Source organism: Novosphingobium aquimarinum (assembly GCF_009746585.1).
GTDB classification, from domain to species: Bacteria; Pseudomonadota; Alphaproteobacteria; order Sphingomonadales; family Sphingomonadaceae; genus Novosphingobium; species Novosphingobium aquimarinum.
Map to the genome: position 1 here is coordinate 88,098 of NZ_WRPO01000012.1, position 20,341 is coordinate 108,438.

Sequence of the window (20,341 nt, forward strand, 5' to 3'; positions counted from 1 at the left end):
GGATGGGTCAAGGCTCATTGCAAAAAACGGCACTCCTGGGTGGGGGTGGACCTTGCGCGTACCGACAGCATGTGGGGGATGATGATAGATGGATACCCAGACCTATAGTTTCGCGCTTCAAGAAAATTTTGTAAGCAATTGCTATATTCCTGCCAAACTGACCACGATGAGCAGCAGCTACTCATCGACCATTCAATCTTCCGTCTCGGGTGTTTCCGCACCCAGTAATGTCATTGGCGCCGCAGCGGACCTTACGGCGACCGGAAGCCTGTCCGGCACCGAAAGCTACGATCTCATTTCGATCACTCTGACCGCGGGCGAGACCTATTCATTCTCCTATCGCGGGACCGAGACGGGCGGCATCGAGGATCCTTACCTCGCACTGTTCGGGCCCGGCTTCTCGTATATCACCGAGGATGACGACGGCGGCTTCGGTCGCACCTCGCAGATCACATATACCGCCGCGACGAGCGGAACCTACTATCTCTACGCGACCTCGTGGTACAACATCGCCGGCTATCCGCTGGACACCGACACCGGCGACTACACGATCGACGTGTGGATCCAGGACCCGGCGAAGGACGCGCCGGGCACGTTCGCCGGAGCCGAAACCGTCACGGCCGGTGTCACCGAGTTCGGCTATCTCGACAGCGCCGAAGATGTCGACATGTACGCCATCGAGACGACGGCGGGGATGTACTACACCTTCACTTATGCAGGCGGCATCGCGGGGCCGGACGAACTCGGCGCGCCCGAGCCCGGCGAGAACATCGGCGTTCTCACCGTATACGATTCGGCAGGCACGCCGGTTCTGGCAACGGTGAATTACGAGACGCTGGCCGGCTTCTTCTCCGAGGAAGGCGGGACCTACTACGTCGAGGTCACGCCTTACGATGCGAGCCTGTTGGGCGGTTACACGCTCGATATCGCCGAGCTCAACCCGGCCGATTACGATCCGCTCGATTCGATCGACTGGCGCTCCGCCAACAATGTCCCCTTCACCGATGTCGGCGGCGTGCCGACGGCCTATGTCTATTTCGCGCCGGCGGGCGAGAATTTCGGCGAGGTCGGCGATGACGGGGTGACCCCGCTCGTGACGTTCGGCTGGGAACAGTTCCAGATCGACGGCGTGATGTCGGCGCTCGAGCAATACGAGCACATCCTCGGCGTGAATTACGAGATCACCGAAGATGTCGATCAGGCGACCTTCCGCCTACTCACGTCGGAATCGACCGAGTACGGCGCGCGTTTCTATCCCCAGGATCCCGCCTATGGTTCGCAGCAGGGCATCGGCACGTTCAACCTGCTCAGCGGCGGCTTCACCCGTGAGGCGAGTCTGGAACAGGGCGGATATTCCTACGCGGTCGTCCTGCACGAGTTCGGCCACGCGCATGGCCTTGCCCACCCGCACGACACGGGCGGCGGTTCGGACATCATGCTGGGCGTTGCCGGCTCCGCGTCGCTGGGCATCTACGACCTCAACCAGGGCGTCTACACGGTCATGTCGTACAACGACGGCTGGGAGACCAACCCCGACGGACCGCAGGCCTTCACTCTTGCGACGATCGGCTACGGCTGGTCTGGCAGCCTCAGCGCCTTCGACATCGCGCAGCTGCAGGACCGCTACGGCGTTCACGAATATGCCACGGGTGACGATACTTACGTGATCCGCGACGAGAACGCTCCGGGCACCTACTTCTCGACGATCTGGGATACCGGCGGCACCGACGAGATCGTGTACGAGGGCAGCGCCGACGCGCGGATCGACTTGCTCGCGGCCACGCTGGACTATTCGCCCACGGGTGGCGGCGTCGTCTCCTTCGCCAGCGGCATCTACGGCGGGTTCACCATCGCCAACGGCGTCGTGATCGAAAACGCGAGCGGCGGCTCGGGCAACGACGTGCTGATCGGCAACGCCGTTTCGAACGTTCTCGACGGCGGCGCTGGCGACGACATCCTGATCGGGCGCGACGGCGACGACATCCTGATCGGCGGCCTCGGCAACGACATGTTCGTGATCGAGCAGGACGATTCGGGCGCGGGCGCGAACGATCTGCCGGTCGACGTCATTGCCGACTGGAGCAAGGGCGACATCATCGACCTCAGCGGCATCGATGCCAACCTCAACGTCGCGGGCGATCAGGCCTTCACCATGACCAACAAGGCCAATCCGGGAATCGGCCAGATCACGGTGCGCACTTTCGGCAATATCAATGCCGCCCAGAATGCGCTCGGGATCGATATCGACACGCCCGATGGCTACGCGACCGGCAAGATCACCGTCATTCTCGGTGAGAACGACGGTACCGCGGGCGCCGACTTCGCGGTCGTCCTGCTCGACCAGAAGGGCATCGGCACCGAAGCCCTGATGATGTGATGGATGAGGGGGCGCGGATGTAAACCGCGTCCCCTTTCCCACTTCGCCCCCCCCCCCCCCCCCCCCCCCCCCCCCCGCTCCGCCGCATGCCGGGCGAGCGACGGGCGAAGCACGACTTACCCCTCGTCGCGCTTTGAAGTGGCGCGGCTTCGGATTAAAAGTCGCCATGATCTCGCGTGGAATCACGGCCTTGCGCCCTCTTGGTGAGAAGCGCGAACATCGATCCTCTTCTCAGAGCGATCCGATCCATTACCTGACCTTCCCGGATCTCGCTCGGCCACGACCCCCTCGGGCCGCCCCCGCTTCCCCACCCCGTCCGATCGGGATGTTGCCAGCGTGAGCGCGCGGCGGGCCGTCGTGTTCGGGGCCTCGGGCGGCGTCGGCGGCGCTTTCGCGCGTCAGCTCGCGCGCGAAGGCTGGGACGTCCATGCCGGGGGCCGGTCCGAGCTGGGCTATGCGGCCGAGGGAATCGAGCCTTTCCATTTCGACTACGCCAACGAAGCCTCGATCGCGCGCGCGGCCGAGGAGATCGGCCGCGAACCGCTCGACCTCGTGTTCGTGGCGACCGGCATTCTCCATGGCGAGGGCTTCGGGCCCGAAAAGGCATGGTCGATGATCGACGGTGCGGCGATGGCGCAAGTTCTCGCGGTCAACACCATCGGCCCCGCGCTGGTCGCCAAGCATTTCCTCGGGCTGCTGCATCGCGAGCGCCGCTCGGTGTTCGCGGCGCTGGGCGCGCGCGTCGGATCGATCGGTGACAATCGGCTGGGCGGCTGGCACAGCTATCGGGCATCGAAAGCGGCGCTGGTGATGCTGGTGAAGGATTTCGCCATCGAACTGGCGCGGCGCAATCCGCAAGCGATCGCGGTGACGCTGCACCCCGGCACTGTCGCCACCGCACTATCGGCGCCGTTTCAGGGCAATGTCGCCGACGACAAGCTGTTCACGCCCGAATTCAGCGCGGAGCGCCTGCGCATGGTGATCGACGGCCTGACCCAGGAAGACAGCGGCCGCCACTTTGCCTGGGACGGTGCGCTGATCCCCGACTGAACCCTCTTCTCGGCCGAGCCCTGCCCCGCCCCCTTGCGTCAACAAGGGGGGCGGGACGAAGCGCGCGGTCAGGACAGCGCGCCGTGGCAGTGCTTGTACTTGTTGCCCGAACCGCAAGGGCACGGCGCGTTGCGGCTCAATTCCATCTCCGCATAGGGATCGGCGCCCGCGCCGCCCGGGCTTGCCGTGGCCTGGGTGCTGCCAGCGAGCGATCCGAACAGCGCAGCGCGCGCGGCCGACCCGTCGCCGTCGTTGCTGTCTTCGAGACCCGTGAGCGGATCGATGTGGCCGGTGAGGAAATCGGGCAGATCGGGAAGATCAACCGTCTCCGGCATACGCAGTTCGCTGACCGAGAGAATGCGCGTCACGTCTTCGCGGATCGTTTCGAGCATGCGTTCGAACAGGCCGAAGGCTTCCTGCTTGTATTCGTTGATCGGCGTCTTCTGCGCATAGGCGCGCAGGAACACGACCTGGCGCAGCGCATCGAGCGTCGCGAGGTGTTCCTTCCAGTGGTGATCGATGCGGTCGAGCAGAATGCTCTTTTCGACCTGGCGCCAGATCGAGGGATCGTCCTTGCCCATTTTGAGCGCCATCTTCTCGTCCGCCTGCGCGGCGATGCGCTCCTCGATCTGCTCGGGCTCCAGCCCGTCTTCCTCGATCCAGGCTTCGATCGGAACGTCGAGATTGAAAATGTCGGCGGTGCGCGCCTTGAGGCCTTCGACGTCCCAGTTCTCGGGATAGGATCCGGCGGGGCAGGCGTCGGCGACGATCGCGTTGATCGTATCCGCGCGCATGTCGGTGACGACATCGTCGACGGCCTCGGCATCCATGATGTCGGAGCGCTGCTCGTAGATCACCTTGCGCTGGTCGTTCATCACGTCGTCGTATTCGACGACTTGCTTGCGCACTTCGTAGTTGCGCGCCTCGACCTTCTTCTGCGCGGTCTCGATCGCCTTCGACAGCCACTTCGAGCCGATCGCTTCCCCATCCTCGAGGTTCGAATTGAGCATGCGCGAGAACAGCGTGTCGGGCCCGAAAATGCGCAGCAGATCGTCCTCGAGGCAGAGGTAGAACTTCGACAGCCCCGGATCGCCCTGACGGCCCGAACGGCCACGCAGCTGATTGTCGATACGGCGGCTTTCGTGCCGCTCGGTGCCGATCACGCACAGGCCGCCCGCTTCGAGCACTTTGCGCTTCTCTTCGGAGACTTCCTCCTTGATCCGGGCGATCGCGGCATCACGCTCGGGGCCTTCGGGCATGTCCTTCAGCTCGTCCTCGGTGCGGAACTCGACGTTGCCGCCGAGCTGAATGTCGGTGCCGCGCCCGGCCATGTTGGTGGCGATCGTGACCGCGCCCAACCGGCCCGCCTGCGCCACGATATGCGCTTCCATCTCGTGGAACCTGGCGTTGAGAACCGAGTGTTTTACGCCTTCCTTGTTGAGGAAGTCGGACAAGAGCTCAGACTTCTCGATCGAAACGGTGCCGACCAGCACCGGCTGACCCTTCTCGTTCTTCTCGCGGATCAGCTTGGCGATGGCGCCGAACTTGTCGATGGTGTTCTTGTAGAACTCGTCTTCCTCGTCGACGCGCTGGATCTGCACGTTGGTCGGGATGGTGACGACGTTCATCTTGTAGATGTCGTAGAATTCCGCAGCCTCGGTCGCGGCGGTGCCGGTCATGCCCGAAAGCTTGGGGTACATGCGGAAGTAGTTCTGGAACGTGATCGAGGCCATCGTCTGGTTCTCGGGCTCGATCTTGACGCCTTCCTTGGCCTCGACCGCCTGATGCAGACCGTTCGACCAGCGGCGGCCTTCCATCATGCGCCCGGTGAACTCGTCGATGATGATAACCTTGTCGTCCTTGACGATGTAGTCGGTGTCGCGCTTGAACATGTGGACGCCCTTGAGCGCCTGGTCGAGGTGGTGGACCACCTGCGTATTCTCGACGTCGTAGAGGTTCGAGCCTTCGAGCAGGCCCTCGGCCTCGAGCATGCGCTCGGCCTTTTCAACGCCGTCCTCGGTCAGGGTGATGTTCTTGGTCTTCTCGTCCTTCTCGAAATCCTCTTCGGTCAGACGCTTCACCACCAGATCGACCGATATGTAGAGCTCTGACTTGTCGTCTGTCGGGCCCGAGATGATCAGCGGCGTGCGCGCCTCGTCGATCAGGATCGAATCGACTTCGTCGACGATCGCGAAATTGAAGGGCCGCTGCACCATCTGGCTGCGGTCGTGCTTCATGTTGTCGCGCAGGTAATCGAAGCCGAACTCGTTGTTGGTGCCGTACGTGATGTCGGCGCCATAGGCTTCACGGCGCTGGAATTCGTTGAGGTTGGGCACGATGACGCCAACCGTGAGGCCGAGGAAGCTGTGGATCTGCCCCATCCATTCCGCGTCGCGGCGGGCGAGGTAATCGTTGACGGTAACGACGTGTACGCCCTTACCTTCGAGCGCATTGAGGTAGGTCGCGACGGTCGCGACGAGCGTCTTGCCCTCGCCCGTGCGCATCTCGGCGATTTCGCCGCGATGGAGGACGATGCCGCCGATCATCTGCACATCGAAGTGGCGCATGCCGAGCACACGCTTCGAGGTCTCGCGCACCGTGGCGAAGGCTTCGGGCAGCAGATCGTCGAGCGAGGTGCCTTCGGAGAGCATATGGCGGAACTTGGCGGTCTGGGCCGCCAGTTCGTCATCGCTCATCGCGGTGATCGCGGGCTCGAAGGCGTTGATCTGCTGGACGTACTTGTCGAGCGACTTGACGTAGCGGTCGTTGGCGGAGCCGAAGATGGTCTTGACGAGTGCGCCGAGCATGGGCGGAATCCTGTTCAGTTCTGTGCGGGGAATAGCGTGAGTTGGGGTCCGCGCAGCAGCGCTGCCGGACGACGCCAATCGCTATTCGTGGGCGCGGTCGATCCCAGGAAGAACCGGCGCCGGCACAACGATCTGTCCGGCTTCATGCAGGGGAGCCCGCTCGCCGCGAAAGGCCCGCGAATGCAGGCGCGGCGGATTGCGCAGCTCGATCGGAACGCTCGACGGGCGTGGTGCGACGGGGTTTGCGGTAGCCGCGACGACTTGCGCGGCACGCGCGCACTCGGCGGCGCGCGCAGGCGAAACCTGCGCGGCGAGCCCCGTCAGAAGGGCCAGCAAGGTGAGTAGAAGGCGGCTGGCCATACGGGGCCAGATAAGGACGGAACCCTTAATAGTCCATGGTCGCCGTCAGAATAGAGGCGCCTCTGGTCCTTTACCGTGGAAATCGTCCGGGCAACCGCTATGGCGCCCGTCATGGACATTCCCACTTCCCCGCTTGCCCGCCCCTTCCCCGAGATGCCCGCAATCGCCGGCGTCACGCCGCGCGTAGCCCGTGCCGGCTACAAGGACTGGGGCCGCTGCGACCTCACCTACGTGGAGCTGGACGAAGGCACGTCGGTCGCCGGCGTGTTCACGCGGAACTTGTGCTGCTCAAGCGAAGTCGAACTGGGACGCGAGCAGGCCAAAGCCGGCAAGGCGCGCGCGCTGGTGGTGAACGCGGGCAATTCGAACGCCTTCACCGGCTATCGCGGGCGCGAGGCCGTCGAGCAGATCATGGCGCAAGTCGCGGATGACCTCGGCTGCGCGCAAAGCGAAGTCTTCGTCTCCTCGACCGGCGTGATCGGCGTGCCGCTGCCCAAGGACAAGGCGCGCGAAGGCGTCGAGCGCGCGCTGACCGCCGCGCCTTGCTCGTGGCGCGAGGCGGCGGACACGATCGGTACCACCGACACTTTCGCCAAGGGCGCGACCGCTTCGGCGATGATCGGCGATACCAAGGTGCAGTTCGCCGCGATCATCAAGGGCAGCGGCATGATCGCGCCCGACATGGCAACGATGCTCGGCTATATCTTCACCGATGCGGCGGTGGAGCCGGCGTTCCTGCAGCAGTGCCTCTCCGCCGCGAACCGTGCGACGTTCTCGTGCATCACCGTCGATTCGGACACTTCGACCAGCGACACCGTCCTCGCCTTCGCCACCGGCAAGGCGGGCAACGCGCCGCTCGCCTCGTTCGACAGCCCCGGCGCCGATGCTTTCGCCGCCGCGCTGGCCGACGTGTGCCGCCAGCTCGCGCATCTCGTGGTGCGCGATGGCGAGGGGGCGCAGAAGTTCATCGCAATCGCGGTGTCTGGCGCGGTCTCGGACGACAGCGCGCGCAAGGTCGGCCTCGCCATCGCCAACTCGCCGCTGGTAAAGACCGCGATTGCCGGTGAGGACGCCAACTGGGGCCGCGTCGTCATGGCCGTGGGCAAGGCGGGCGAGCCGGCGGACCGCGACAAGCTCTCGATCGGTTTCGGCGGCACCTGGGCGGCGCGCGAGGGCCTGCCGCTCGCCGACTACGACGAGGCGCCGGTCGCTGCGCACCTCAAGGGCGAGGACGTGACCATCGAAGTCGATCTCGGCCTGGGCGACGGCCGCGCCACGGTGTGGACCTGCGATCTGACCCACGGCTACATCGCGATCAACGCCGATTACAGGAGCTGAACGCCATGGCCGAGATCACGCCCGCTCTCACCCGCGCGGTGGAGACCGCGATCCGCCACGTCAGCGCCGAAGTGATCCTGCCGCACTATCGCTCGCTGAGCGCCGACCAGATCGTCAGCAAGGCGCCGGACGGCGTGGTGACCGTGGCGGACCGCGAGAGCGAAGACATTCTCACCGAACGGCTCGCCGCGCTGCTGCCCGAGGCGGCCGTCGTCGGCGAAGAAGCGGCCTATGCCGACGAAGGCGTCCTCATGGCGCTCAAGGACCGCCTCTGCTGGATCGTCGATCCGCTCGACGGCACCAACAACTTCGCAGCGGGCAAGCCGCCGTTCGGCGTGCTGGTCGCGCTGGCGGATCGCGGCGAGACACTGGGCGGCTGGATCCTCGATTGCCTCACCGGCCGCTTTTGCCATGCGGTAAAAGGCGGGGGTGCCTTCATCGACGGCGATGCGATCACGTCGCGCGGCAGTGGCGAAGATCCGCCGATCGCCGCGATCTCACTGATTTTTCTGGACGATACCCAGCGCGAAACGGTGAGGCGCACGATCGCGCCGCATTACCGGCTGGTCGACATCCCGCGCTGCGCCGCCGAGCAGTATCCGCGGCTTGCGCTGGGCACCAACGACGTCTCGGTGTTCCAGCGCACCCTGCCTTGGGATCACGCGGCCGGGGCGCTGTTCCTCAACGAAGCGGGCGGCAAAGTCGCGCGTGTTGATGGAAGCGCGTATCGGGTCGACGAGTTCGAAAGGAAGGGCCTGATCGGCGCGTCTACGCCCGCCTTGTGGGACGCGTTAGCGGAGCGGATCGAGGCGAATTCGACGCTGGACTGAGAAAGGGCGAGCGTCAGGTCTGTCCTTCGACAAGCTCAGGACGAGCGGATCTTGTGACGGGTCGCGGGAGGGCATCGGCCCTCAGGGCAAACGAAAACCACCCCCGCTCACCCTGAGCCTGTCGAAGGGTAGGCAAAACACCCGCCCCCTCGACGCACCCAGACCAAGCAGAGGTGGTCAAACCTCAACCGAACAGGATCAAAGCTCGCCTTCGATCCAGCCCTTGAGCGCGCTCTTGGGCGCGGCGCCCAGCTTCTGCGAAACCGGCTGACCGTCCTTGAACAGCACCATCAGCGGGATCGACTTCACCCCGAACTGGCCGGGCACTTCGGTGTTGGCCATGATGTCCATCTTGGCGATGGTGACCTTGCCTTCGAGCTCTTCGCTGATCTCTTCGAGCGACGGGCCGATCATCTTGCACGGGCCGCACCAGTCCGCCCAGAAATCGACCAGGACGGGCGTGTCGGACTTGAGGACGTCTTCCTCGAAACTCGCATCGGTGACGGCTTTGGTGGCCATGATCGCAGTGCTCCTGAATTATCTCTGAGGGCTATCTAGGTACGAATGACGGGGAGGAAAGGGTTAGGGGCGAAGCGGGCCCACAAGCTTTACTGCACCGCCTGCAACTCCTGCTTGAGCGGATCGAGCACCGCCGCAGGCAGGGGTATCAGCACGGGCACCGCGGTGAACAGCAGCGCCGCCGAAACCTCGCGCCCCGGATAGATCGCTTCGAGCGCGGCCACGTATGCGGCCATCTGGCGCAGAATGGCGCCGGGCACTTCGCCGATCGTCAGGGGCGGACGGCGCGAGGTCTTGAAGTCGACGATGCGCACGCTGTCCGGCCCGATCAGCAAGCGATCGACGCTGCCGGCGACGACGTGTCCGCCCACCACGGCCGAGAACGGCACTTCGGCAAGGCTGCCCGGTCCGAACAGCTCCGCCCAGTCCGGATGCGCGACCACGGCAAGCGCGGCCTCGGCCATTTCGGCGCGATCGGTCGCCGAAAAGTCGGGCGCCTGCCGTTCGAGCCAGGCCGCGCCGCGCGCAGCGCGATCGGCATCGGGCACATCGGGCAATCGCTCGATCAGGCGGTGCATCAGCGTGCCGCGCCGCGCGGCGAGCGCCGTACCGGGACCGGGCGGCAGCGGCGGATCAGGCGCGATGTCGTCGCCCAGCGACGATGGCGCGAGCGGTCGCGGCGGGCGTGCCTCGGCAGGCGGCGCGCTGCGGACCCAGGCGGGCACCGGTTCGGGGATCGGCAGCTGCGGCGCCGCGCCTACGGGCGGCATCGCTTCGGGCGGCGCGCCCCAGTCGAGCCGCCAGCCCCAGACCGGATCCGTCCGTTCCGAGCCTTCGGCGAACAGCGCCTTCAGCCGCGCGTACCAGCTGTTTTGCGCCGGCTCGCCCTTGTCGCGCTTGCCCAGCGCGCCGCCGATGAACAGCGCTTCCTCGGCCCGGGTCATCGCGACGTAGAGCAGCCGCCAATGCTCCTGCATCTCCTCGCGCGCGACCAGATCGAGCTCTTCGCGCAGGCGACCTACCTTTTCCTCCTTCGCGAGGCCGGGCAGCGGGATGCGGCGCTTGGGTTCACGCGGATCGGCAAGGTCGATGCCGCGCTCGCGGCTTTCGTCGGGATTGCCGGTGGCATCGGCGAGGATGACGATCGGCGCCTGCAGACCTTTCGAGCCGTGCACCGTCATCACCCGCACTTGATCGGCCTGCCCGCCGGGCTCGCGCTTCAGTTCGCCGTCACCCGCATCGAACCAGGCGAGGAAGCCCGCCAAACTGGGCGTGCCGGTGGCGGCATAGGCATGGGCGGCGTTGATCAGTTCGTCGATCGGATCGTTGGCCTCGCTGCCGAGCCGCGCGACGAGCTTGCGCCGGCCTTGCCAGGGCCCCACCAGCAGCCAGTGCAGCAGCGCTTGCGGCGTCTCGAAATCCGCGCGGGCCAGCAAGTCGCCCAAGTGTTCGCGCAAAGCCAGCACGAGGGGATCGGCACTGGCGCGCAAGTGGTTCCACAGCCGCCCCTTGTCGCGATAGCCGTGCTCCAGCAGCTGCTCCTGCGACCAGCCCACCAGCGGCGAGACCAGCAGGTTCGCCAGATTGAGATCGTCGAGCGGTTGTGCGGCAAAGCGCAGCGCCGCGACCAGATCCTTCACCGCCAACGGCGCGCCCAGCCGCAGCCGGTCCACGCCCGCGACCGGCACGCCGGCGGCATGCAGCCGCGCGACGATCAGCCCGGCGAGCTCCTTGCGCTTGCGCACCAGCACCATGACGTCGCCCGGCCGCGCGCGTCGGCCATCCTTGTGCAGGCGGAAGCCGGGGCGCGTCTCGTCGAGCCATTCGCGCACTTGCCGCGCGATGCGATCGGCGAGGCGCCGCTCGGGCTTGGACAGCCAGCCCTGGTCCTCGCCGTCGTCGCCCTCCGCTTCGGGCAAGTCGACCGGCTGCCACAGCGCGACATAGCCGGGGCGCGCCTCGCCCTTGTGCGGATCGGCAGGCGTGATGAGGCCGAAATCCTCGTGCCCGATCCCGGCGATCGCCTTGTCGACGAAATCGAGCACGTCCTGCGAGGAGCGGAAATTGCGTTCGAGGCCGAGATCGCGCAACTCGCGCGCCGGCAGGTTGCCGCGCTGCTCGACCGCGTTGGCCGCCGCGCCATGCATTTGCGTGCGCACGCGGTCGCGGGCACGGCGGAAATGCTCCGGGCTGGTGCCCTGGAAGCGGAAGATCGCCTGCTTGGTATCGCCGACGACGAACAGCGTACGCATCCGATCGCCGTGCTGGCCTTCGCCGGCGAAGAAATCGCCGGTCAGCGCGTCGATGATGTCCCACTGCGCTTCGTTGGTGTCCTGCGCCTCGTCGACGAGGATGTGATCGAAGCGCCGATCGAGCTTGTAGCGGATCCATTCCGACATCGCCGAATTGCCGAGCAGTTCGGCAGCTCGGCGGATCTGATCGTCGAAGTCGATCAGCCCTTCGCGCAGCTTCGCCTCTTCCCAGGCAAAGGCGAAGGCGCGGCCGAGACGCAGCGCGGGCAACAGTCGTTCGGCGAGGTCGAGCAGCGCGGCCTGTTCGATCACGCGCTCCATGCATTCGGTCACACGGCCGCAATACGCGGGGTATTCGGGATCGACCTTGGACAGCGAGGCGAGCGAGCGGATCGCTCCGTCATTGGTCAGCAAGGCCTTGCGCAACTCGGGGATCGTTTCCGCCCGCTGCGCCGGCGTGCCGAGCAGCCAGTTCGAAATGGCATCGACCGTGGCCAGCCCCGTCTTGGTGCCCCAGCCATGCGCGGTGGCCATGCAGCGGCGCAACGACGCGGTATCGAAGGCATCGTCGGCGCACATCGCCGCCAGCCAGTCCGCATCCGCCTCCTGCGGCAAGCCGAGCAGCGTCATCACGCGCGGCCGCATCGGTTCCTGAAACGCGCCCGGCCCGAACCACGCCTCGCGCGCCGAGGCGCAGCGCAGCAGGTAGCCCTCCACCGCGTCCGGCCCCATCCGCAGCGACAGCGCGGCGACGGCATCGAGCAATTGCGGATCGCCCAGCGGATCGCTTTCGGCCGCGACGAGCAAGTCGGACAGCACGCGCCGCGCCAGCATCGCGCGCTCGCGGTCTTCCATCGGCCGCGCGCCGGGCAAGAGCTTCGCTTCGAGCGGAAACGCCGCGAGCAGCCACTGCGAGAAGGCGTGGATGGTGTCGATCCGCAGGCCCCCACCGGGGCTGTCGAGCACTTTGGCGAACAGCGTGCGCGCGCGGGCGACTTCGTCGGGCACGCCCTTCGCCCCGATTGCGCGCAATTCGGCGAAGAGGTCGGTCTCGGCCATGCGCACCCAGCGGGCGAGCTTGTCGTTGATGCGGCCCGCCATTTCCGCCGCGCCAGCCTTGGTGAAGGTGAGGCACAGGATCTGCGAGGGCTCGACATCGGGCTGCAGCAGCAGTCGTAGCACGCGCGAGGACAGCACTTGCGTCTTGCCCGTTCCCGCCGATGCGGACAGCCAGACGACCTCGTCGGGACGCACCGCATGCATCTGGTTGCCGTGGAGCGGGAAAGGCTTGGCAGCGCCGCTCATGGCGCGTCGTCTCCCCCCATGTCGCCTAGACTGGCGAACCACTCGTCGAGCCGCATCAGCTGGTCGTAGTCGGCATAGCTGGGCAAGTCGGGGTTCAGCCGCGCGGTGAACGGATCATCGCCCAAGATCCACTGATCGAGCGCCTGATCGAGATAGTCCTCGGCCATCGGCAGGAACTCGTCGGGTTCCACGCCGCCACGCTTGCCCTTGATCTTGAGCGGCGTCTGGACATAGCCGAACGCGCCGGCCTTCTTGCCGAGCGACCAGTATTCGAACGCCGAAGGTTCGGCACGCAGCGTTTCGAACCCGCCCGCGCGCGCGATCAGGCCGATCGTGCCGAGCTGCAGCGAATAGCCTTTGGCGACTTGCGTATCGCTCGGCGGCGAGCCGGTCTTGTAATCGACGATCGCGCATGTCCCGTCGGCCAGCCGGTCGATGCGATCGACGCGCGCGGTGATGGTGACCCCGCGCCAGTCGACCGCGCCGCGCTTCTCGGCCAGCAGCGGCACCCGCCCGGCGTCTTTCGCGGCGAGGACTTCCTCGCGAAACGTGTCCAGGGCGGCGCTGAGGCGCGGCCACCACAGCACCCGCATCAGCGGATGCGCGGAAAGCGCTTCCAGTTCCTCGCGCGCGATCGCCTCGAGGCCGTCGGGCGGTTCGTCCGCCTCGTGCCAGCGCTCCATGATCCGGTGCGCCAGTTCGCCCTTCCAGGCCGCGCTCGGCTCGGCATCGAGCGAGTCGAGCCGCGAGAGGCGCAGGATCGTGCCGGCGTAGAACTGGTAGGGATCGCTGCGCAGCCGGTCGAGCGCGGTGGCGGAAACCGAAACCTGGCGCTGCGCGGCGCTGGGCATGGGCTGCGGGCGCGGATGCGCGGGCATGCGCGGGCCATCGTCGACGTCGCGGGCGAGCCGCACCATCTCGTCCTCGCGGTGGCGCCCGGCCAGTTCGCCGAGCAGGGCCTTGACGCGCAGCACGAAGCGCGAGGGGATCACCGGCCCGCTCTCGTCGCGCCCGGCCCAGCTCAGCACCACGTCCGGCGCACCGAGGGCGGCGGCAAGATCGTGCGCGGCAAGACCGATGCGGAAATCCCCGCCCGGCACTCCCAGGGCGCGCAGCACCGCCGGCGGCAACAGCGCGTCCTGCGCGTGGCTCGCGGGCCAGGCCCCCTCGACGAGCCCGCCGCAAATGACGAGATCGGCGCGGGCCATGCGCGCTTCGAGCAAACCGTAAATCGCGACGCGCGGGTGCCCGCCCCAGGGCGGCCGCACCGATACGCGCTCCATCGCATCGCGCAGCACGGCGTGGATTTCTTCCGCGCCGATCGAAGTGCCGGCATCGGCCGCCGCCACACGCAATTCCTCGACGAAGGCGGCCAGCGCGCGGCCATCGGGCCCGGCCCAGACGCCTTCGCCGCACAGGGCTTCGATCGCGCCCGTCAGCCGGTCGAGCACGTCGGGCAACGGTGCCACGCGGCCCTCGGGGAAGGCCGCCGCGAGGATCGGCGCGGTCTCGGCCCACCAGTCCCGCACCCCCGCCTCGTTCGCGGGAGCCTCGATCGCAGCGAGCCCCACGCCTCGTCGCGGGCCACGCATGGCGCGATCGAGCCGCCGCACCGCGCGCAGCCATTCCGCCCGCGGCTCGCCCGCATGCACCAGCGGATGCGAGAGCAGCGCCAGCAGCGGCACCGGCGCGGCGTTCTCGGCCACCAGTTCGGCAAGCAGCAGGAAAGCCCGGCCCGCTGCGGTCTGCGCCAGCGGCTGGCCGGCGCTGTCGTCCGCATCGATACCCCAGCGCGTCAGATGCGCGACCACGCGCCCGGCCAGCGCGCGATCGGGCGTGACCAGGCACACGCGCCGCTCGGGCACGTCGAGCGCTTCGCGCATCAGCAGCGCGATCGCCTGCGCCTCCGCGCCCGGATGCGCGCTTTCCATCAGCCGCACGCCTGCCAGCCGGCGCTGGTCCGGGCCAAGCGTGACCCAGCGCGCGCTGGCTTGCGGCGGCAGGAACAGGTTCGAGATCGCGCGGCTGCGTTCGGGCGGGGCGGCGCCGGTTCCGGACCGGTGCCAGGTGCGCACTTCCTCGCGCGCCACGCCCATCCGGTTGAGCAGCAGCTTGAGGTGATACTGCGGATGGGTGACCGCATCGCCCGGCGCGAAGTGCGGATCCTCCGGCCCCTCGGGCGCGCCGGCGGTGCCCAGTTCGTCCCAGGTTTCGGCATCGAGCGCGAGGTCGAGATCGGGCAGGATCACCGCGCCTTGCGGCAATTGCGAGACCACGCGCAGCAACCGTGCGAGCGCGGGCGAGGCGCTGGTGACGCCCGCCGCGACCACCGGCCCCGCAGGCGGCGTCTCGCGCCAGCGCCGCGCGGCATGTTCGAACAGCAGGTTGCGCCGCTCGGGCGCGTCGACCTCGCCGCGTTCGGCAAGCTCGTAGATCCACAATTGCTGGACCATCAGGAAAGTACGCGTCGCATCGGTCCAGTGCTCGGCATGCTCGCCGACGATCCCGCGAATGCGCTCGGACATGAGATCGATCGGGGCGATGCCTTCCACCAGCAGGCGATCCATCGTGCGGCCCAGTTCGAACGCGCGGCGCAGCAGCGCGGCGCCGCTGCCGGTTTCCTCGCCTTCGACTTCGCGCAAGTAGGCCGCGAGGCGCAGCCAGCGCCGCGTCGGATCGGCGGCGGGGGGAATGTCGCTGGCTCCAAGCGGATCAAGCAGACTGCCCAGCGCCTCGTCGAGATCGAGATCACCGACCACGGCCATGCGCGGCAGCAGCAGCCCCTCGCCCGAATGGCGCACGAAAGCCTCGGTCACGGTGCGCACGGTGCGGCGGCCGGGCAGCAGCAGGGTCAGCCGGGCGAGCCCGAATTCGGCGTCGCCGTAGCGGGGCACCAATCCGGCGACGAGGGCATCGGCGACCCCCCGATGCGCGGCGATGGAATAGATTCGCGGGCCCTCAGGCACGCGTCAGCCAGGCCTCGGTGGGCGCGATCGCTCCCGGATCGCCAACCTCGAACCACAAGCCAGTGTGCGAGATGCCGTAGAGCCGGCCTTCCTCGATCGCGCGGGTCCAAAGGACATTAGTCGAGAACGGCCCCACGGGCACATCGCGCAGCAGCCGATGCGAGACGAGCTGGATACCAGTGAAGATGAACGGCGCGATCCGGCCCGACCGGCGACGCGTGATCCGCCCGACGGGATCCAGGTGGAAATCGCCCTTCCCGCGATAATTGAGTGCACGGGCATGCGGCACGAGCAGCAGCAGCGCGTCCATCCGCTCGGCGTCCCAGAACCGCGAAAGATCGTGGAACACGTCGGTCGGCCCATCGAGCCAGATGTTGTCGGAGTTCAGGCTGAAGAACGGATCGGGCAGCAGTGGCCGGGCCTTGGCCATGCCGCCGCCGGTCTCGAGCAACCTCTCCCGTTCGTCGGACACGGACACGGCGGGGCCCCGTTTGCGCGCCTTGAGATGCCCTTCGAGCGCATCGGCAAGGTAGTGCGCGTTGACCACCGCTTTCGCCACGCCCGCCGCCTCGAGCTTGTCGAGCGCGTGGTCGATCAGCGAGCGGCCGGCGACGCGCACCAGCGGCTTGGGCTGCGTCGCCGTCAGCGGGCGCATGCGCTTGCCCAGCCCGGCGGCGAGCACCATCGCGGTATCGCTGGCGAGCGCTTCCGCCCGGTCGGCGATGGTCATGCCGCGAAGCTCCCGCCGTTCTCGGCGCGCAGTTCGGCCGGAATGTTGGCATCGAACCAGGCGGCGACCGGAGCCAGCGCGGGATGCGCCAGATCGCGTTCCAGCAGCGCCCACACCCGCGGGATCAGCTCGAGATAGCGCGGCTTGCCGTCGCGTCGCCACAGCCGCACGAAAATGCCGACGATCTTGGTGTTGCGCTGCGCGCCCAGCCGCGCATAGTCGGCCCGCAGATCCTCGGCGTTGGCGCCGGTCGCCTGCACGTAGTGCTCGAACATCTCCGCCTCGAGTTCGGGCGAGACATCGCGGCGCGCGTCCTGCAGCAGCGAGACCAAATCATAGGCCGGGTGGCCGACCAGCGCGTCCTGAAAATCGAGCAGGCCCTGGTTGTGCAGCGAGCCGAGCAGCATGATGTTCTCGGCGTGATAGTCGCGCAGCACCGTGATCCCCGGCCGCTGGCGCGGCAGCAGCGCGCCGATCACCTTTTCCCAGGCCGACACGAAACCGTCCGCATCGACGTAAAGGTTCTGCGCAGTGCAGTACCAGTCGATGAACAGCCGAACCTCGCGCACGTATTCGCTCATCGAGTAATCGAGGAACGGCCCCGGCGGCAGTTCGTGCAGCGCCACCAGCGCATCGACCGCGCTGCGATAGACGCCGCGCTCGTCGGCGGGCCATTGTTCGAGGTAGTCGCGCATCCGCGCCGTGCCGAAATCCTCGAGCAGCACCAGCCCGCGTGCGGGATCGTCGGCGAAAATGTGCGGCGCGCGCATGCCGTTCGCATCGAGCCAGCGCGCCGCGCGCAGGAACGGGGCGGTATCCTCGTTGGGCGGCGGCGCGTCCATCAGCATCGCCGTGTCCTCGCCACGGGTGACGCGGAAGTAGCGGCGGAACGAAGCGTCGCCGGGCAGCGGCTCGATCTTCGCGCCGCCCCAGCCACAGCCGGCCAGGAATTCGTCGAGACCATCAGGTAGTGTCACGGACATGGCATGCGCCCTAGCCAATCGGGCCCCGGTTCCACAATGGCGATCCGGCCTTCACCCGCAGTTTCGAGGTGGATTGAGAGGCAGCCCGGCTCCTGCGCGAAGCCGCCGGCGTGTTCGGGCCATTCGGCAAGCAGCACTGCGCCCAGGCGATAATCGTCGAGACCGAGCTCCTGGATCTCGGAAGGGTCCTCCAGCCGATAGAAATCGGCGTGGACCAGTGGCAGCCGCACCGCGGGGGGATCGTAAGTCTCGATAATGGTGAAGCTGGGCGACGGCACGTCGCCGGAATGCCCGAGCGCGGCGATGATCGAACGGGCGAGCGTCGTCTTGCCCGTCCCCAGCCAGCCCGACAAGGCGACCACGTCGCCGGGGCGCAATTGCGCGGCAAGGACGCTGCCGAACCGGTCCATCGCATCCAGATCGGCGAGTTCGACCTTCATGTCAGCGAGACCTTCATGGCAACTCGATGATCGCGGCGGTGCCCTCGCCGGGCTCGGAGATCAGCTCGAGCTTGCCGCCGTGCGCCTCGATCAGCTGGCGGGCGAGCGGCAGGCCGATGCCCTGCTTGCGCACGAAGCCCTTGCGATTGCGTTCGAGCCCGACGCCGTCGAGCGCCTGAGCGAGCATGGTGGCATCCATGCCCTTCCCGTTGTCGGAAACCACGATCTGGGCCCGGTTCTCGCCCCCCTTGCGCTCGCGCGAGACGAGAACGAGGATGCGACCGCGGCGCGGCGTGGCGGCTATCGCGTTGTCGAGCAAGTGGCCGAGCGCTCGCCCGAGCCGCCGCTTGTCGCCACAAATCGTTCCGACCATCGGCTGGCATTGGAGATCGAGCGTGATGCCCGCGGTTTCGAGCCGACGACGGCGCTCCTCCGCGACACCGCGCACGAAAGCTTGCAGGTCGATGTCTTCTTCGGCCAGCGGCAACATGCCCGCCTCGCTTTGCGACAAGTCGAGCAGGCTTTCGATGTGTTCGCCGAGCCGCGCCGAGGATTCGATGATCGCGGCAAGATAGGCGCGCCCCGCCTCGTCGAGTTCCCCGCCCACGCCGGTCGCGAGCAGTTCGGCATAGCCCCCGATCGAGGTCAGCGGCGTGCGCAGCTCGTAGCTCATGTTGGCGAGGAACCGCGTCTTGACCGCATCCGCCTCGATCAGGGCGGCATTGCGCTCGCGCAGGGCTTTTTCGGCTTTCTGCGAATCGGTGATGTCGAGCACGGTCAGCAAGCCGTTGCCGTCTGGCAGCGGCACGCCCGCGAACTGGAGCGTGCGACCATCGGCGAGCACCACGCGCCCGCTTGCTTCCTTGCGATCGAGCGTCGCCGCCCGCACCGCATCGCCGACCGTGCTCGCCTGCGCGGCATGCCGCAGCCGAGGTTCGAGCTTCTTGAGCAGGACGTCGATCCTGGGATGCGTATCGAGGAAATCGCTTTCGAGCCCCCAGTCGGCGGCGAAGCGGCGGTTCCACAGCTGCATCAGACCGTTGGGCGCAAACACCGCAACCGATTCGAACAGACTGTCGAACGTGGCGGTCCGCGTGCGCAGCAGGGTGTCGCGCACGGCCGAAAGGCGCAGCTGCTCGGTCTGGTCCTCGGCGATCAGCAGCAAGCCGCCGTCGGGCATCGGCTGCGCGACGATCCGCAAGTTGCGGCCATCGGCGATGTGCCAGCTCTCCTCGACCGACTCGCTCGCGGCAAACCATTCGGCCTTCTCGCGCCGCCATTCGGGAAAGTCGCGGACTTCGGGAAGCCGGCCGGCGTCGCGCAGCGATTCGAGCAGTCGCTCGAACAGCGGCGGATCGACCAGCGTGCCCGGCGGCAGCGCGAAGATGCGCTGGAACGGCTGATTGACGAACGTCAGGCGACGATGGGCATCGAACTGCGCGACCCCGGCCGAGAGCTGATCGAGCATCGCCCGCTGCGCTTCGCGAAAGGCGCGGAAGGTGCGACCGATCTCTTCCTGATCCTCGATGTCGATCGCGTAGCCGGCAATGCCGTTGGTACCGAGCGGGAGATCGTGGACGCGAAACGCGCGGCGCTGGCCGTCGATCGTGATGCTGACGATGCGCTCGATCGGCAGGTTCTTGTCGGCGGCCTGCGTCGCCACTTGCCGCGCGGTGAGCCCGTCGACCGCCTCGACCAGTTCGGTCGCCGAGGCGACGACCGCATCCGCATTTTCGCCGCCGACGGCTGCGACATAGGCGGAATTGACGAGTTGCAGGGCGCCATCGGGGCGGCGAAACCACATCGGCATCGGCGCGGCCTCGATCAGCGAGACCAGCGCGGTGAAATCGCCGCGCGCGCGCGCGGCTTCCTCGCGCAGCTTGACCAGTTCGCTCTCGCTGTCGCTGAAGTCGAACACCCAGACCAGCGCGGCGCCGCCGGGCGAGACTTGCGGATCGGCGAGATGGCCGCGCAGCGCGAGACTGCGCGAAGAGCCGCGCGGGGTCGCGACCATGCGGAACGGCGCGGCGGACTTCTGCGTCTTGAGAACCGCCTGCGTCAGTTCGGCGAGCGTTTCGGCCGACAGTCCCCGCTCGCCATCATCGAGTTCGCTGAGGAATTGCGGGACTTTGTCGAGCCCCAGCCACTGCGCCAGTCGCGGCGAAGCCTCGATCCGCCCATCGGAGCGCACCAGCAGCGGCAACGCCGGCGATTCCTCGACCATCTTGGCGAGGCGGCGCGCCGAACGGCCGAGCGTTTCCGCGCGGCGCAGCCGGTGGCGTGCCGACACGATTGCCCACACCGCTGCCGCCGTCCACACGGCAAGCAGCAGCGCGAGCGTCAGAACCACAAGGCGTTCGGCTTCCATCGAGCGCGGCTATGCG

At 67.3% G+C, this 20,341-nt stretch carries 13 protein-coding genes; 4 read left to right on the forward strand and 9 right to left on the reverse strand.

What is annotated here, in order from left to right; translation table 11 throughout:
• Nucleotides 1-166: 166 nt before the first annotated feature.
• Nucleotides 167-2,377 carry a M10 family metallopeptidase C-terminal domain-containing protein gene (locus GQO94_RS13055; RefSeq protein ID WP_198045963.1) on the forward strand — a complete coding sequence of 737 codons (2,211 nt, stop codon included), beginning with the start codon at nucleotides 167-169 and terminating at the stop codon, nucleotides 2,375-2,377.
• Between the two features lie 336 nt (nucleotides 2,378-2,713).
• Complete coding sequence (locus tag GQO94_RS13060; RefSeq protein ID WP_156841981.1) at nucleotides 2,714-3,427, forward strand: SDR family NAD(P)-dependent oxidoreductase; 714 nt, start codon at nucleotides 2,714-2,716, stop codon at nucleotides 3,425-3,427.
• A gap of 68 nt (nucleotides 3,428-3,495) precedes the next feature.
• Here GQO94_RS13060 and secA read toward each other — a convergent pair whose 3' ends face one another.
• Entirely contained in the window at nucleotides 3,496-6,234 is a 2,739-nt protein-coding gene (gene secA, locus GQO94_RS13065) for a preprotein translocase subunit SecA (protein ID WP_156841982.1), read from the reverse strand.
• A gap of 81 nt (nucleotides 6,235-6,315) precedes the next feature.
• Nucleotides 6,316-6,594 (reverse strand): hypothetical protein, encoded by a 279-nt coding sequence (locus tag GQO94_RS13070; RefSeq protein ID WP_156841983.1) that lies wholly within the window; start codon nucleotides 6,592-6,594, stop codon nucleotides 6,316-6,318.
• A 111-nt stretch (nucleotides 6,595-6,705) separates the two neighbouring features.
• Between GQO94_RS13070 and argJ the strand changes: the two genes are divergently transcribed.
• Both argJ and GQO94_RS13080 read left to right on the forward strand, forming a co-directional pair.
• Nucleotides 6,706-7,932 carry a bifunctional glutamate N-acetyltransferase/amino-acid acetyltransferase ArgJ gene (argJ, locus tag GQO94_RS13075; RefSeq protein ID WP_156841984.1) on the forward strand — a complete coding sequence of 409 codons (1,227 nt, stop codon included), beginning with the start codon at nucleotides 6,706-6,708 and terminating at the stop codon, nucleotides 7,930-7,932.
• A gap of 5 nt (nucleotides 7,933-7,937) precedes the next feature.
• Nucleotides 7,938-8,762 carry an inositol monophosphatase family protein gene (locus GQO94_RS13080; protein ID WP_156841985.1) on the forward strand — a complete coding sequence of 275 codons (825 nt, stop codon included), beginning with the start codon at nucleotides 7,938-7,940 and terminating at the stop codon, nucleotides 8,760-8,762.
• Between the two features lie 198 nt (nucleotides 8,763-8,960).
• On the opposite strand, the gene trxA is transcribed toward GQO94_RS13080, so the two are convergent.
• The 7 genes from trxA to GQO94_RS13115 all read right to left on the reverse strand — a co-directional run bounded on the left by trxA (nucleotide 8,961) and on the right by GQO94_RS13115 (nucleotide 20,325).
• Nucleotides 8,961-9,281 carry a thioredoxin gene (gene trxA / locus GQO94_RS13085; protein WP_156841986.1) on the reverse strand — a complete coding sequence of 107 codons (321 nt, stop codon included), beginning with the start codon at nucleotides 9,279-9,281 and terminating at the stop codon, nucleotides 8,961-8,963.
• A gap of 89 nt (nucleotides 9,282-9,370) precedes the next feature.
• On the reverse strand, nucleotides 9,371-12,838 hold the full coding sequence (gene addA / locus GQO94_RS13090) for a double-strand break repair helicase AddA (RefSeq protein WP_156841987.1): 3,468 nt from the start codon (nucleotides 12,836-12,838) through the stop codon (nucleotides 9,371-9,373).
• Nucleotides 12,835-15,804 carry a PD-(D/E)XK nuclease family protein gene (locus tag GQO94_RS13095; RefSeq protein WP_156841988.1) on the reverse strand — a complete coding sequence of 990 codons (2,970 nt, stop codon included), beginning with the start codon at nucleotides 15,802-15,804 and terminating at the stop codon, nucleotides 12,835-12,837. The genes addA and GQO94_RS13095 overlap by 4 nt, the downstream gene beginning before the upstream one ends.
• Entirely contained in the window at nucleotides 15,797-16,534 is a 738-nt protein-coding gene (locus GQO94_RS13100; protein ID WP_156841989.1) for a nucleotidyltransferase family protein, read from the reverse strand. Before GQO94_RS13100 ends, GQO94_RS13095 begins: the two co-directional genes overlap by 8 nt.
• Nucleotides 16,531-17,517: an aminoglycoside phosphotransferase family protein gene (locus GQO94_RS13105; protein ID WP_156841990.1), complete on the reverse strand. Its 987-nt coding sequence runs from the start codon at nucleotides 17,515-17,517 to the stop codon at nucleotides 16,531-16,533. Before GQO94_RS13105 ends, GQO94_RS13100 begins: the two co-directional genes overlap by 4 nt.
• A complete protein-coding gene (gene tsaE / locus GQO94_RS13110) occupies nucleotides 17,508-17,957 on the reverse strand; it encodes a tRNA (adenosine(37)-N6)-threonylcarbamoyltransferase complex ATPase subunit type 1 TsaE (protein WP_156841991.1) in 450 nt (149 codons plus the stop codon). Before tsaE ends, GQO94_RS13105 begins: the two co-directional genes overlap by 10 nt.
• Before the next feature lie 13 nt (nucleotides 17,958-17,970).
• The gene (locus tag GQO94_RS13115; RefSeq protein WP_156841992.1) at nucleotides 17,971-20,325 is read right to left on the reverse strand and encodes a PAS domain-containing sensor histidine kinase; all 2,355 of its coding nucleotides are present in this window, start codon (nucleotides 20,323-20,325) and stop codon (nucleotides 17,971-17,973) included.
• Nucleotides 20,326-20,341: the final 16 nt, after the last annotated feature.